The following is a 12,117-nucleotide window of genomic DNA, read 5'->3' as shown; positions in this document are numbered from 1 at the left end:
GGACTTCGCTCACTGGGTCTCGGCGACCGCCCCCGCAGACTCCTGGAGAGCCCGTCCGGCGTTTGAGGACGCGCCCGCAGGGCGCTGGGGGTCCGGGGGTCTCCCCCGGTTCGGGAAGGGGCGGGGCTGGGGAAGAAGAGCCCACGTGAAGGCCGCACCGGACACGTCACGGACCCGCACATCCAGCGCGCGCTCCGCGAGATGACGCGGCCACGCGCGAAAACCGCCGCGCCCCGGCCGCAGGCCGATGCCGAGCAGATACGACGGCGCGTCATCGCCGAGCACCTTGAACGCCGTCTCCTTCGCGGAGAAAGCGAAGAGCAGCCGCCGCCCCGACCCCGCCATCCACCCCCGCTCGTCCTCCGACAGGACCAGGTGCGCCGCCGCCACGGGCAGTCCGCGCAGTTCCAGGTCGCATCCGAGGGCACGGAAGCGGGCGGCCGGGGCGGCCAGGGCGACGGCCAGGCCGCCCGAGTGACTGATCGAGCCGACGGAGCCTTCCGGGAAGACGGGACGGCGGCCGTCGGCGAGGATCTCCCCCACCGGCAGGCCGGCCAGGGCGAGGGCCCGCCGCGCGGCGAGGCGCCCGGCGAGGAAGTCCCGCCGGCGCGGTGCCGGCATCGCGGACGCCAACTCCCGTTCCCCCGGCCCGAAGGGCCGCCCCCCGTCGCCGGCGAGGCCGAGCGCGATGCCGGAAACGGCGAGGACCGGGCGCAGGGCGAGCAGTGCCCGCTCGACCCCGGCCCGGTCCGCGTCGGTGTTCGTGTCCGTCGGCTCGGACATGACGGTCAGGTGTGCAGCAGTTTCTTGAGGATCTTCCCGGCCGGGTTCCTGGGGACCTGGTCGATGAACTCGATGCGCCGGGGCCGCTTGTACGGTGCGAGCTGCTCGGCCACGTGGCGCAGCAGTTCGGCCGTGGCGGTGCCCTCGTCGGCCACGACGTAGGCCAGGGGGACCTCGCCGTAGTCGGCGTCCGGGGTGCCGACGACGGCGGCGTCGTGGACGGCCGGGTGACTGCGCAGGGCCCGTTCGATCTCGGTCGGGTAGACGTTCTGCCCGGCGCGGATGATGAGGTCCTTGCTGCGGTCGACGAGGTGGATCAGGCCGTCGCCGTCGATGTAGCCGAGGTCGCCGGTGCGGATCCAGCCGTCGACGGTGATCTCCTCGGTGGCCTCGGCGTTGTTCCAGTAGCCGCGCATGACGCCGGGGCCGCGGACGCAGATCTCGCCGATCGCGCCGGGGCCGGTCTCCCGGCCCCGCTCGTCCAGGGCGCGCGCGGACATCCCGGGGATGACGCGGCCCGCGGGGATGAGCTCGGGCACGGCGTCCGGTGCGGGGTGCTCCTCGGGCCCGAGGGTGACGAACGGGCCGCCGACCTCGGTCATTCCGTAGACCTGCCGGAAGCCGCAGCCGAGCCGGGCGGCGGCGTCGGCGTAGATGTCGACGGGCATGGGCGAGGCGCCGTACAGCACTTCGCGCAGGGTCGACAGGTCGGTGCTCTCCATGGCCTTGGCCTGGAGCAGGAAGCGGAGCATCTGCGGGACGAGCCAGACGTGGGTGGCGCGGTGGTTCCCGATCGCGGCCAGCGCGGTCTGCGGCTTGAAGCCCGGCATGAGGACGAGGGTGGCGCCCGCGGCCATGTAGGTCAGGGAGACCACCATGCTGCCGTGGTAGAGCGGGCAGCAGTTGACGAGGACCATGTCGTCGGCGGGCCGGGCGACGGCGAGCCAGCCGAGGGCGATGGCGCGGAACGACGCGTGGTCGACGGTGACGCCCTTGGCCTGGCCGGTGGTCGCCGAGGTGTGCAGGATCGCGACGGGGGTGTCGTCGGGGAGGTCGGGCAGCTCCGGGAGGCCGGTGACGTCGGCACCGAGGGCGGCGAACTCCTCGCTCTCGAAGGCGATCCGCAGCCGGACGGGCAGGTCCGGGTGGCGGTCGAGCAGCGCGGCCTCGCCTAGCACGGCGACGGCGCCGGTGCGCTCGGCGATCCCGGTGACCTCGGCGGGGGTGAGGCTGTGGTTGAGGGGGACGAAGAGCGCGCCCAGGCGGGCCAGCGCGAAGTACGTCTCCATGACCTCGACGCGGTCCAGGGAGAGCACCGCTACGCGGTCACCCTGCCGGATGCCGAGGCCGGCCAGCCCGCGCGCGAGCCGGCCGGTCCGCTCGTCGAACTCCGCCCAGGTGACCGAGCGGCGCTCGTCCACCAGGGCGGTGCGGCCCGGGTAGCACTGGCGGTTGCGCTCCGCCAGCTGGGTCAGCCACATCACGAACCGTTCGACTGCCGGGCGGCGACGAAGCGCTCGTAGTCCGCGATCGTGGTCAGTCCGTCCATGTCCTCGGCGGTGACCTCGGCGCCGGTGCGCTGCTCGATGAGGAGGACCAGGCGCACCAGGTCGCCCGAGTCGATGCCACTGGCGCTGAGGTCGGCGTCGTCGCCGATGCCGTCGGCGAACTCCGGCGTGCCGGTCAGCTCGACGAGCATCTCCCGTACGGTGCTCATGCTTTTGTGCCTTTCGTTGCGGTACGCCGCTCGGTTAGCGGTCTGCCCGCTGATAGAGAGTCGCCGTCGGCGCCTCGCTCTCCACGGCCCGTTGGTGACCTTCATCACGGCCCCGGGCCGGATGCGCAGGGATTGCGGAACGCCACCCCGCACTCCTTATGTCTGGAGGCGCTGTCGCCACCGGCAGCCCCCGGGCAGTGAGCGGACGAAGGAGTGATCGAGGTGCTCTCAGGGTGATGACCACCGACGCGGCGGACGAGGAGCGTCTGGCCGGGCACTTCGAGGCGCTGCTGGCCGCCGACGAGCGGATCGAGCCCCGCGACTGGATGCCCGACGGGTACCGGCGGATGGTGCTCCGGCAGCTCGCCCAGCACGCGCACTCCGAGATCATCGGGATGCAGCCGGAGGGCGCCTGGCTGACGCGGGCGCCGTCGCTGCACCGGAAGGCGAGCCTGCTCGCCAAGGTGCAGGACGAGGCGGGGCACGGGCTCTACCTCTATTCGGCGGCGGAGACGCTGGGCGTGTCCCGCGCCGAGCTGCTGGACGCCCTGCACGGCGGGACCCAGCGGTACGCGGCGACGTTCAACCACCCGGCGCTGACCTGGGCGGACACCGGGGCCATCGCCTGGCTGACGGACGGTGCGGCCGTGGTCAACCAAGTGCCGCTCTGCGACACCTCGTACGGGCCGTACGCGCGGGCCATGCGGCGGGTCTGCCTGGAGGAGGCGTTCCACGTCCGGCAGGGCTACGACGTGCTGTGGTCGCTGTGCCGGGGGACGCCGGAGCAGAAGGAGATGGCGCAGGACGCCGTGAACCGGTGGTGGCTGCCGGCGGTGGCGCTGATGTTCGGTCCGCCGGACACCACGGCGGGCGGCGCGGACGACCGTACGGCGGCGATGGGCGCGGCGGTCAGCAAGCGGTCGATGGCGTGGGGCATCAAGCGGCACACCAACGACGAGCTGCGGCAGCGGTTCGTCGACAACGTGGTGCCGCAGGCGGAACGGCTGGGGGTGACCCTGCCGGACCCGGCGATCCGCTGGAACGAGGAGCGCGGGCACTACGACTTCAGCCCGATCGACTGGCGGCTGTTCCGGGACGCGCTGGCCGACAACTCGCAGTGCGCCAAGCAGCGGCTGGCGCACCGGGTCGCGGCGCACGAGGACGGCGCCTGGGTGCGCGAGGCCGTCGACGCCTATGCGGCGGGCGGGTACGAGGAAGCGAGTGATCATGAGTGAGCGGTCCGCACGGGTGCAGACCCCGTGGGAGGTGTTCATCAGGCCGCGCCGTGGCCTCTCCCACCAGCACGTGGGCTCGGTGCATGGCGCCGACGCCGACATGGCGCTGGCCAACGCCCGCGATCTGTACACCCGTCGGGGCGAGTCGGTGTCCATCTGGGTGGTGCGCTCCGGGGACGTGCGCGCCTCCTCGCCGAGCGAGAAGGACCCGCTGTTCAGCAACGCCGCCGACAAGCCGTACCGCTACCCGGAGCACTACGTGGCCCTGAACGAGGGCGGCAGCCATGACGGTTAGCCGTACGGAGGAGCGACAGGAGCGACAGGAGAAGGGCGCCGGGGACGCGGTCGCGGCGTACGCGCTGCGTCTGGGCGACGACGCGCTGGTGCTCAGCCAGCGGCTGTGCGCGTGGGTGACCAAGGCGCCCACGATCGAGGAGGACCTGGCGCTCTCCAACATCGCCCTGGACCTGCTGGGGCACGCCCGGACGCTGCTCTCGTACAGCGGCGAGCTGGACGGGACGGGCCGCAGTGACGACGCCCTGGCGTACGACAGGACGGAGCGGCAGTTCCGCAACGCGCTGCTGGTGGAGCTGGACAACGGCGACTTCGCGGTGACCATCGCCCGGCAACTGGTGTACGCGCAGTACTCCCTGCTCCTGTACGCCGCGCTCGCGGGGTCGGCCGACGCCACGCTGGCGGGCTTCGGCACGCGGGCGGTCAAGGAGGTGGAGTACCACCGGATGCACGCCGCGCAGTGGACCGTGCGGCTGGGGCGGGGCACGGCGGAGAGCCGGCGCCGGATGCAGGCGGGGCTCGACCGTGTCTGGCCGTACGCGGCGGAGCTGTTCGAGGACGACGAGCTGGTGGAGCGGCTCGCCGCCGACGGTGTCGCGGCGGCCCCGGCGGAGCTGCGGGCCGCATGGGAGCGGGAGGTGGCCGCGGTCCTGGCGGACGCGGGGCTGACCGTGCCCAGGCCGTCCTGGCGGGCGACGGGCGGGCGCGCGGGGCTGCACACCGAGGCGTTCGGCCCGCTGCTGGCGGAGTTCCAGTCCGTGTACCGGCAGTACCCGGGGGGCACGTGGTGAGCGCCACGACCCGGCTGGGCGCCGAGGAGGTCCGGGCCCGGGTGAACACCGTGCCGGACCCGGAGCTGCCCATGGTCACCCTGGACGACCTGGGCGTGATCCGGTCGGTGGAGGCGGCCGCCGACGGCACCCTGGAGGTCGTCATCACCCCGACCTACATGGGCTGTCCGGCCATGCCCGCGATCGAGGCGGGCCTCCGGGAGGCGCTGGCGGACTGCGGCCACCCCGACGGGCGGGTACGGCAGGTCCTCTCGCCCGCCTGGACCACCGACTGGATCAGCGCCGAGGGGCGCCGCAAGCTCTCCGAGAACGGCATCGTGCCGCCGGGCCCCGCGGGGGCGCCGCTGCCGGTCCGGATCGGGCTCGGCCTGCCCTGCCCCAACTGCGGTTCCCTGGCGACCCGGCCGCAGAGCCCGTTCGGGGCGACCCGCTGCCAGGCCGTCCTGGTGTGCACCGCGTGCCAGGAGAACTTCGCGCATCTGAAGGCGATGTGACGCTCCGACATGAGCAGCCAGACAACCCAGACAACACTGAGTGAGATACCCGCGGAGCCGGTCCGGGCGACCGGCTGGCACCGGTTGCGGGTCGCGGGCCTGGAACGGCTCACCGACGACGCCGTCGCGATCCGCCTGGACGTGCCGGAGCACCTCGCGGACGCCTTCGCGCACCGGGCCGGGCAGCACGTCGCGGTCCGGCACGTCCTGGACGGCACGGAGCTGCGCCGCAGCTATTCGGTCTGCCTCCCGCCCGGGGAGGACTCCGGGCTGCGTCTGGTCGTCAAACGGCTGGGGCCCGGCGGGTTCGCGGAGTACGCCACGACCCGGCTGGCCGTGGGCGACACCCTCGAACTCGCGCCCCCGACGGGCGGTTTCCGGCTCGCGGACCGGCCGGGGGCGCACCATGTGCTGTTCGCCGGGGGCAGTGGCATCACCCCGCTGCTGAGCATGGCGGCGGCCGCGCTGCGGGACGATCCGCAGTGCCGGGTCTCGCTGGTCTACGCCAACCGGACCGCGTCGTCGGTGCTGCTGGCGGACGAGCTGGCCGACCTCAAGGACGCCTACGTCGACCGGTTCTTCGTGCTGTACGTGCTCACGCAGGAGACCCGGGAGGCGGAGCTGCTGTCGGGCCGGGTGGACAGCGGGCGGCTGCCCAAGCTGCTGGCCCTGCTCGGCGCCGAGCCCGGCGAACGCAATCACTTCTACCTGTGCGGCCCCTGGGGGCTCGTGGAGCAGGTGCGGGAGGCGCTCGCCTGCTGGGGTGCCGACCCCGCCCGGGTGCGCTTCGAGCTCTTCTCGACCGGGGACGGGCCGCCGGAGGCGCGCGTCCGGGACCGTGCGGTGCGGCCGGGGCGGGTCACCGCGCGGCTCGCCGGGCGGACCACCGTGGCCGCCATGGAGGCCGGGGACCGGGTGGTGCTGGACGCCGTGCTGCGGGCCCGTCCCGAGACCCCGTACTCCTGCCGGGACGGGCTGTGCGGCACCTGCCGGGCCAAGGTCGTCTCGGGCTCGGTCCTGATGGACCGCCAGTACGCGCTGGACGAGGCGCAGTTGGCCGACGGCTACACCCTGGCCTGCCGGGCCCGGCCGGAGTCGGACGAGGTCGCGCTCGACTTCGACGCGTGACCGCCCGCTCCCCCGGGGCTCGACCATTCCGTTTCACACAAAGGACATTGATGATGGGCAGGCTTTCCGGAAAGACCGCGCTGGTGACCGGCGGCAGCCGGGGCATCGGCAGGGGCATCTCCCTGCGACTGGCCCGGGACGGCGCGCTGGTGGCCGTCCACTACGGGCACGACGCGGCGGCCGCCGCCGAGACCGTGGCGCTGATCGAGGCGGAGGGCGGCAAGGCGTTCGCGTTCCGGGCCGAGCTGGGCGTGGACGGGGACGCCGTCGCGCTGTGGGACGCCTTCGACAAGGGCCTCGCGCAGTTCGGCGCCGGGTCCGGCCTGGACATCCTCGTCAACAACGCGGGCATCACGATGCCCAAGCCGATCTCCGCCGTGTCCGAGGAGGAGTTCGACCGGGTCTTCGCCGTCAACGTCAAGGCGCCGTTCTTCGTGATCCAGCAGGGTCTCGACAGGCTGCGCGACGGCGGCCGGATCGTCAACATCTCGTCCGGCGTCACCCGGATCGCCGTGCCGCACATCGCCGCCTACTCGATGACCAAGGGCGCGATCGACACCCTCACCCTCACCCTCGCCCAGGAGCTGGGCGCGCGGGGGATCACGGTGAACTCGGTGGCCCCCGGCTTCGTGGACACGGACATCAACCCGACCCTCAAGGACCCGGAGGTGCGGGCGGCGTACGCGGCCGTCTCGGCCTTCAACCGGGTGGGCGAGCCCTCGGACATCGCCGACGTGGTGGCCTTCGTCGCGAGCGACGACGCCCGCTGGGTCACCGGGCAGTACCTGGACGCTACCGGCGGTGGCCACCTGGGCATCTGAGCCCGGTCGGCCGTGACGTACGAGGAGACCCCCATGACCGAGAACACGCTCACCCCTGCCGTTTCCGAGGACGACTCCCTCCTGGAGTTCGACGGGACCACCCCGTACGAGGACTACATCCACGCCTCGGTGATCACCTCCCTCCAGCAGCCGCTCTCCAACGACCCCGGGGAGATGGCCTTCCTGGTCACCACCCAGGTGATGGAGCTGTGGTTCACCCTCATAGTCCACGAGTGGCGCACCGCCCGCGACGCCCTGATGAAGGACGACCAGGAGCGGGCGATGGAGGCGCTGCGCCGGAGCCTCGGCACCCTCCAGGCGCTGAACGACTCGTGGCGGCCGATCGCGTCGCTGACGCCCGCTCAGTTCAACGGCTTCCGCGCGGCGTTCGGCGAGGCGTCGGGCTTCCAGTCGGCGATGTACCGGCACCTGGAGTTCCTGCTGGGCGACAAGTCCCGGTCGATGGTGCAGCCGCACCGCGGCCACCCCCGGGTGCACGCGGAGCTGGAGCAGGCGCTGACCGAGCCGTCGCTCTACGACGCGGTGCTGGGCTATCTGCACCGCTGCGGGCTGCCCGTGCCGGAGGCGGTGCTGGAGCGGGACCCGACCGTGGCCTACCAGGCGGACGCCGGGGTCGAGGAGGCCTGGCGGCAGATCTACGCCGGGCCGCAGTCCGACCCGCTGGTGGCGCTGGGCGAGGCCCTCACCGACGTCGCCGAGCTGGTCCTGCGCTGGCGCAGCGACCACTTGCTGGCCACCCGCCGCGCGATGGGCTCCAAGGTGGGCAGCGGCGGTTCCCCGGGCGTGGCGTGGCTGGAGAAGCGCGCGGCCCGTTCCGTGTTCCCCGAGATCTGGACGGCGCGCAGCTATGTCTAGGACGATTTCCGAGTTCGCCGCCGAGGAGGAGCGCCGGGTGCTGGGCCTCCGGCCGGTGCTGGCGCCCGCGCACCACAAGTACGGCGAGCACCCCAACCAGGTGTACGACCTGTGGCCCGCGGAGGACCCGGACGCGCCACTGGTGATCCTGCTGCACGGCGGCTACTGGCGGTACGACCGGATGCATCTGACGCCGTTCGCCGCGTACTTGGCGAAGAACGGCTTCACGACGGTGCTGCCGGGGTTCCGCCGGATGGGCGGCGCGGGCGGCTATCCCGCCACGTTCGACGACATCGCGCTGCTGGTGGACACGATCCCGGCGGGTCGGCCGTATGTACTGGCCGGGCACTGCTCGGGGGGGCATCTGGCGCTGTGGGCCGCCGCGCGCGGGCTGTTGGCCGAGGACTCGCCGTGGTTCACCGAGGAGCTGCCGACGGCGGTGCTGGCGCTCGCGCCGATCACCGATCTGGCCGCGACGATCCGTGAGGGCCTGAGCAACGACGCGGGTCTCGAACTGATCGGCCCCGCCGAGCGGGTCGATTCGCTGCTGCCGCTGGTGGACCCGCTGACGATGCTCCGCGGCAAGGGCACCACCGGGGTGCCGACCGTGGTGCTGCACGGCGAGGTGGACGAGGAGCTGCCGCACGAGCAGTTCACCGGCTACGCGGCCGCGCACCCGGACGCCGAGCTCGTCACCCTGCCGGGGATCGGGCACTACACCCTGATCGAGCCCGGCTCGGAGGCGAGCCGGTCGGTGGTCGACACGCTGCACCGCATGTCGCGTCCCTGGCGCACGTGACCGGCCCGCCGGCCCCCTTTCCCGTAGAAATCCGCAGAGAACTCCCCGTAGAACTCCCCTGAGAACAAGGATCACTTGGTGAGCACCGCCTCCCCCGTCCCCGATGCCCTGGTGGCCCGCGCGGCCTCGCTCGACGCCGCCGACCCGCTGGCCGCCGCGCGGGAGCGCTTCCTGCTGCCGGAGGGCGTCGTCTATCTGGACGGCAACTCGCTCGGGGCGCTGCCCGCCGCGGTGCCCGACGCCATGGCGGACGCCGTGCGCCGGCAGTGGGGTACGGACCTCATCCGGTCGTGGAACGACAACGCCTGGTGGGAGGCGCCGCTGCGGGTGGGGGACGCGGTCGGGCGGCTGATCGGCGCGGCCCCGGGCCAGACGGTGGCCGGGGACTCCACCAGTGTGCAGCTGTTCAACGCCCTGTCCGCGGCGGCCCGGTTGCGGCCCGGCCGTCCGCTGCTGCTGACGGACCCCGGGCACTTCCCCACCGACCAGTACATCGCCGACTCGGTGGCCCGGCTGTTCGGTCTGGAGGTCCGCCGGGTGCCGCCCGCCGCGCTGCCGGAGTTCCTCGCCGAGGAGGGCGGCCGGGTCGCGGTCGCCGGGTACTCGCCGGTCGACTACCGCACGGGCGAGCTGCACGACATGGCGGCGCTCACCGGGGCCGTGCAGGGGGCGGGCGCCCTGATGCTGTGGGACCTGTGCCACGCGGCGGGCGCGCTGCCCGTCCGGCTGGACGAGCTGGGTGTCGACCTGGCCGTGGGCTGCGGCTACAAGTTCCTGTCCGGCGGCCCGGGGGCGCCCGCGTTCCTGTACGTCGCCGAGCGCCACCAGGCGGCGTTCGACCAGCCGCTCACCGGCTGGAACGGGCACGCCGAGCCGTTCGGCCTGAGCGGCGGCTACGCCCCGGCGGCGGGTGTCGGCCGGGGCCGGATCGGCACGCCGCCGATCCTCTCCATGCTGGCGCTGGAGGCCGCGCTCACCGCGTTCGACGGGGTCGGCATGGAGGAGGTCCGGGCCAAGAGCCTGTCCCTGACGGGCTTCTTCCTGGAGTGCGCCGACGCGCTGCTCGACGACGGCTTCACCGTGGTCACGCCGCGCGAGCCGGAGCGGCGCGGCAGCCAGGTGACCCTGCGGCACCCCGACGCCTACGCCCTGGTCCAGGCGCTCGCCGCGCGCGGCGTCATCGGCGACATGCGCGCCCCGGACATGCTGCGCTTCGGCGTCAACGCCCTCTACGTCAGCCATGCGGACGTACTGGCCGCGGTGCGGGTGCTGGGCGAGGTCGTCGCGGCCGCCGAACACCACGACGAACGGTTCCGGCAGCGCACGACGGTCACCTGAGCTCCGCGATACATGCCTTTTGTCCGCTTATGGTGGGCTCATGGGCGAGGACAACCGAAAGAACGGCGGGCACTGGGCGGCGTTCCGGCGCTCGCCGCTCCTCCCGGCCACGGTGCTCGTGGTCCTCATCGCCGCGGCCGCCGGGCTGTTCGCCGGCTCGTACACGTACTGCATGGCCAACCCCACCCCGCGCAGCATCCCCACCGCGGTCACGGGGGTGACGGCGCCCGAGGTCAAGCGCGCCGAGTTCGTCCGGGGCATGGAGGACGCCCTGGGCGCCTCGCTCGCGCTGCGGCACTACGCCACCTTCCGGGACGCCAGGGACGCGGTGGAGGAGCAGCGGGTCTTCGCGATCCTGGAGGACCACCCGGACGGGCGCACCGCCTCGCTGTTCGTGTCCGGGGCGTCCAGCGCCACCGTCGCACAGCTGCTGACCGAGACGGCCCCGCGGGTCGGGGCGGCCATCGGCACGCCGGTGACGGTCACGGACATCAAGCCGCTGCAGAAGGGCGATCCGCGCGGGCTCGCGCTGTTCTACGTCTCGCTGGCCGCGTCGGTCGTCGGGTTCATCGGCGCGATCCAGCTGAGCGTGCACGCCGCGGGGCTCGACCCGGCCGAGCGCATCGCCTTCACCCTCGGCTACGCGGTGCTGGGCGGTTTCGCGATCGCCGCGATCGTGGACTGGGGGCTGGGCGCGCTGCGCCTGCCGTTCGCGGAGTCGTGGCTGATCCTGGCGCTGACGATGTTCGCGTCGGGCATGGTCTTCACGATGTTCAACACGCTGATCGGCCGCTGGGCGATGCTGCCGACGTGGAGCCTGCTGGTGCTGCTGGGCAACCCCTCGTCGGGCGGTGCCGTCTCCTGGCCGCTGCTCCCGTCGTTCCTCGGCGCGATCGGGCGGTGGCTGCCGCCGGGCGCGTCGGTCAACGCCCATCACACGGCGGTCTACTTCCGCGGGCACCAGCACGCCTTCCCGTTCGTGGTGCTGGCGGCGTGGGCGGTGGGCTGCTGCGCGGTCTTCTGGACCTGGCGCCACCGTCACCCCGGCGGGCGCGAGCGGGAGGTCGGCGGGGGCGCCGCCCTCCTCAAAGGGTGACGCCCCCGCCGGCACTGGAGAAGGAACCGCTGCTGACCCGCACCCTGGAGAGCCTCACGGCGGAGACCGCCCGGCGGGAACCCGGCACCCAGCTCATCGTCACCCGGGCGTTCGAGATGGTCTTCGTGCTGTCCCTGCGGGTCGCGCTGGAACAACTCGCGGAGAGCTCGCCGGAACTGCACGCGCTGCGCCACCCGGGCATCAGCAAGGCGCTCCTGGCGATCTACCGCGAGTACGCGGAGCCGTGGACGATCGACTCCCTCTCCCGGCAGGCCGGGATGTCCCGGTCGGCGTTCACCAAGACCTTCCGCGAGCTGGTGGGCGAGGGCCCCGGCCAGCACCTGACCAAACGCCGGATGCAGAAGGCCGCGACACTGCTGTCCGAGACCACGATCCCCGAGCTGGTGGGCTATCAGAGCTCGGTGGGTTTCCACCTGGCGTTCCGCAAGATGTTCGACCTCCCTCCGGGCGAGTTCCGGCGACAGGCACAGGAGTCCGACCCCCGGCCCCTGGAGGCCGCCGGGCAACGGTGACCCGGACCGGCCTCCGGGCCGAACGCGTGGCCGGCGGCGCGGCGCCAGCGGTTGGCGGGGAGTCCGGGCCGCAAGGCGGCGAAGGCACCGCAGTATTTGGTGAAGACGGCGGGGCGGATGCCGTATCCGTGCAACAGCCGGTCTGCCTCGGTGAGGTGGCCGGTTGTTTTTGTTTCTACGAGGACGAGTTGGGGGTTGGCGTGGATGGTGTG

General features: G+C 73.0%; 15 protein-coding genes. 12 read left to right on the top strand and 3 right to left on the bottom strand.

Features of this window, described 5'->3' with window-relative positions; genetic code table 11:
• Positions 1-9: 9 nt before the first annotated feature.
• The 3 genes from ACWD4A_RS33825 to ACWD4A_RS33815 are packed head-to-tail and all read right to left on the bottom strand — an operon-like array spanning position 10 to position 2,500.
• Positions 10-783 carry a hypothetical protein gene (locus tag ACWD4A_RS33825; protein ID WP_451200017.1) on the bottom strand — a complete coding sequence of 258 codons (774 nt, stop codon included), beginning with the start codon at positions 781-783 and terminating at the stop codon, positions 10-12.
• Between the two features lie 5 nt (positions 784-788).
• A complete protein-coding gene (locus tag ACWD4A_RS33820; protein WP_451200015.1) occupies positions 789-2,264 on the bottom strand; it encodes a class I adenylate-forming enzyme family protein in 1,476 nt (491 codons plus the stop codon).
• Positions 2,264-2,500, bottom strand: a complete 237-nt coding sequence (locus tag ACWD4A_RS33815) for an acyl carrier protein (protein ID WP_451200013.1) — start codon at positions 2,498-2,500, stop codon at positions 2,264-2,266. Before ACWD4A_RS33815 ends, ACWD4A_RS33820 begins: the two co-directional genes overlap by 1 nt.
• Before the next feature lie 236 nt (positions 2,501-2,736).
• Between ACWD4A_RS33815 and paaA the strand changes: the two genes are divergently transcribed.
• The 12 genes from paaA to ACWD4A_RS33755 form a co-directional block, all read left to right on the top strand.
• Positions 2,737-3,735 (top strand): 1,2-phenylacetyl-CoA epoxidase subunit PaaA, encoded by a 999-nt coding sequence (paaA, locus tag ACWD4A_RS33810; RefSeq protein WP_451200011.1) that lies wholly within the window; start codon positions 2,737-2,739, stop codon positions 3,733-3,735.
• Positions 3,728-4,030, top strand: a complete 303-nt coding sequence (paaB, locus tag ACWD4A_RS33805) for a 1,2-phenylacetyl-CoA epoxidase subunit PaaB (RefSeq protein ID WP_451200009.1) — start codon at positions 3,728-3,730, stop codon at positions 4,028-4,030. The genes paaA and paaB overlap by 8 nt, the downstream gene beginning before the upstream one ends.
• Complete coding sequence (gene paaC, locus ACWD4A_RS33800) at positions 4,020-4,820, top strand: 1,2-phenylacetyl-CoA epoxidase subunit PaaC (protein WP_451200008.1); 801 nt, start codon at positions 4,020-4,022, stop codon at positions 4,818-4,820. Before paaB ends, paaC begins: the two co-directional genes overlap by 11 nt.
• On the top strand, positions 4,817-5,314 hold the full coding sequence (gene paaD / locus ACWD4A_RS33795; protein ID WP_451200005.1) for a 1,2-phenylacetyl-CoA epoxidase subunit PaaD: 498 nt from the start codon (positions 4,817-4,819) through the stop codon (positions 5,312-5,314). Before paaC ends, paaD begins: the two co-directional genes overlap by 4 nt.
• Positions 5,315-5,323: 9 nt before the next feature.
• The gene (locus ACWD4A_RS33790) at positions 5,324-6,442 is read left to right on the top strand and encodes a 2Fe-2S iron-sulfur cluster-binding protein (RefSeq protein WP_451200004.1); all 1,119 of its coding nucleotides are present in this window, start codon (positions 5,324-5,326) and stop codon (positions 6,440-6,442) included.
• A 53-nt stretch (positions 6,443-6,495) separates the two neighbouring features.
• Entirely contained in the window at positions 6,496-7,263 is a 768-nt protein-coding gene (locus ACWD4A_RS33785; RefSeq protein WP_451200018.1) for an SDR family oxidoreductase, read from the top strand.
• A gap of 33 nt (positions 7,264-7,296) precedes the next feature.
• Positions 7,297-8,139 (top strand): tryptophan 2,3-dioxygenase, encoded by an 843-nt coding sequence (locus tag ACWD4A_RS33780; protein ID WP_451200001.1) that lies wholly within the window; start codon positions 7,297-7,299, stop codon positions 8,137-8,139.
• A complete protein-coding gene (locus ACWD4A_RS33775) occupies positions 8,132-8,938 on the top strand; it encodes an alpha/beta hydrolase family protein (RefSeq protein ID WP_451200000.1) in 807 nt (268 codons plus the stop codon). The genes ACWD4A_RS33780 and ACWD4A_RS33775 overlap by 8 nt, the downstream gene beginning before the upstream one ends.
• Positions 8,939-9,016: 78 nt before the next feature.
• Positions 9,017-10,276 carry a kynureninase gene (kynU, locus tag ACWD4A_RS33770; RefSeq protein WP_451199997.1) on the top strand — a complete coding sequence of 420 codons (1,260 nt, stop codon included), beginning with the start codon at positions 9,017-9,019 and terminating at the stop codon, positions 10,274-10,276.
• 40 nt (positions 10,277-10,316) lie between these two features.
• The gene (locus ACWD4A_RS33765) at positions 10,317-11,372 is read left to right on the top strand and encodes an ABC transporter permease (RefSeq protein ID WP_451199995.1); all 1,056 of its coding nucleotides are present in this window, start codon (positions 10,317-10,319) and stop codon (positions 11,370-11,372) included.
• Positions 11,369-11,905 (top strand): AraC family transcriptional regulator, encoded by a 537-nt coding sequence (locus ACWD4A_RS33760; protein WP_451199993.1) that lies wholly within the window; start codon positions 11,369-11,371, stop codon positions 11,903-11,905. The genes ACWD4A_RS33765 and ACWD4A_RS33760 overlap by 4 nt, the downstream gene beginning before the upstream one ends.
• A partial coding sequence (locus ACWD4A_RS33755; protein WP_451199991.1) for a hypothetical protein occupies positions 11,902-12,117 on the top strand: 216 nt, incomplete at its 3' end. The genes ACWD4A_RS33760 and ACWD4A_RS33755, both read left to right, overlap by 4 nt.

Source organism: Streptomyces sp. NPDC002537 (genome assembly GCF_053594975.1).
This window is presented reverse-complemented; position numbering and strand designations above follow the sequence as displayed.

Coding starts and splice junctions, on each gene's coding strand:
- ACWD4A_RS33825 (WP_451200017.1), bottom strand. CDS start 783: ATGTCCGAGCCGACGGACACGAACACCGACGCGGACCGGGCCGGGGTC.
- ACWD4A_RS33820 (WP_451200015.1), bottom strand. CDS start 2,264: ATGTGGCTGACCCAGCTGGCGGAGCGCAACCGCCAGTGCTACCCGGGC.
- ACWD4A_RS33815 (WP_451200013.1), bottom strand. CDS start 2,500: ATGAGCACCGTACGGGAGATGCTCGTCGAGCTGACCGGCACGCCGGAG.
- paaA (WP_451200011.1), top strand. CDS start 2,737: ATGACCACCGACGCGGCGGACGAGGAGCGTCTGGCCGGGCACTTCGAG.
- paaB (WP_451200009.1), top strand. CDS start 3,728: ATGAGTGAGCGGTCCGCACGGGTGCAGACCCCGTGGGAGGTGTTCATC.
- paaC (WP_451200008.1), top strand. CDS start 4,020: ATGACGGTTAGCCGTACGGAGGAGCGACAGGAGCGACAGGAGAAGGGC.
- ACWD4A_RS33790 (WP_451200004.1), top strand. CDS start 5,324: ATGAGCAGCCAGACAACCCAGACAACACTGAGTGAGATACCCGCGGAG.
- ACWD4A_RS33785 (WP_451200018.1), top strand. CDS start 6,496: ATGGGCAGGCTTTCCGGAAAGACCGCGCTGGTGACCGGCGGCAGCCGG.
- ACWD4A_RS33780 (WP_451200001.1), top strand. CDS start 7,297: ATGACCGAGAACACGCTCACCCCTGCCGTTTCCGAGGACGACTCCCTC.
- ACWD4A_RS33775 (WP_451200000.1), top strand. CDS start 8,132: ATGTCTAGGACGATTTCCGAGTTCGCCGCCGAGGAGGAGCGCCGGGTG.
- ACWD4A_RS33765 (WP_451199995.1), top strand. CDS start 10,317: ATGGGCGAGGACAACCGAAAGAACGGCGGGCACTGGGCGGCGTTCCGG.